This is a genomic window from Isoptericola sp. NPDC056134 (assembly GCF_042264825.1).
In the GTDB taxonomy this organism is placed as follows: Bacteria; Actinomycetota; Actinomycetes; order Actinomycetales; family Cellulomonadaceae; genus Isoptericola; species Isoptericola nanjingensis.
In genome coordinates, this window is record NZ_JBHJVM010000103.1 from 1 (window position 1) to 1,057 (window position 1,057).

General features: G+C 66.4%; 1 protein-coding gene. It reads left to right on the forward strand.

Features of this window, described 5'->3' with window-relative positions:
* A partial coding sequence (locus tag ACFCZN_RS21575) for a penicillin-binding transpeptidase domain-containing protein (RefSeq protein WP_430558131.1) occupies nt 1-1,057 on the forward strand: 1,057 nt, incomplete at both ends.

Consider the following 1,057-nt stretch of genomic DNA (forward strand, 5'->3'; position numbering starts at 1 on the left):
TACAAGCGGGTCTGGAAGGACGGGCCCCTCTGGGCCCCGGTGACCGGCTATTCGTCCCAGGCCTTCGACTCCTCGCAGCTGGAGAGCCTGGAGGACGGCATCCTCACCGGCAACGACGACCAGCTGTTCTTCAACCGCACCCTCTCCATGTTCACCGGGGAGAAGAAGCAGGGCGGCAACATCGTCACCACCCTGAACGGCGACGCCCAGCGGGCCGCCTTCAAGGGACTCGGCGACAAGAAGGGCTCCGTCGTCGCGCTCGACCCGAAGAGCGGTGCCATTCTGGCGCTGGCGAGCACCCCCTCGTACGACCCCTCGGTCTTCGCGGGCAACTCCGACAAGGACTCCGAGGCGCGGCAGAAGCTCCTGAAGGACAAGGACAAGCCGATGCTCAACCGGGCATTGCGCGAGACCTACCCCCCGGGCTCCACCTTCAAGGTCGTCACCGCCGCCGCCGCCCTGGAGAACGGGCTCTACGACGACATCGACGCCAAGACGGACTCCCCGCTGCCCTGGACGCTTCCGCAGTCCACCACGGAGCTCAAGAACGAGGGCAGCATCCCCTGCAAGGACGCCTCGCTGCGGGAGGCCCTGCGCTGGTCGTGCAACACCGTCTTCGGGAAGATGAGCGACGACCTCGGCAACCGGAAGATGATCGAGCAGACGGACAAGTTCGGCTTCAACAAGGAAGTCTTCACGCCCGTCCGCGCCGACGCGAGCATCTACCCCGAGGACAACAAGCCGCAGAACGCCATGGCCGGCATCGGTCAGGCCTCGAACCGCACCACCCCGCTCCAGATGGCCATGGTGGCCTCCGCGATCGCCAACGACGGCAAGCTGATGCAGCCGTACATGGTCGCCGAGCGCCAGGCGCCCAACCTGGACCCGGTCTACACCCACGAGCCCGAGGAACTCAGCCGCGCGCTCTCCGGTGAGAACGCCCAGAAGGTCCAGCAGATGATGGAGACCGTGGTCAAGGACGGCACGGGAACCAACGCGCAGATCCCCGGCGTCACAGTGGGCGGCAAGACCGGTACCGCCCAGCACGGTCTGAACA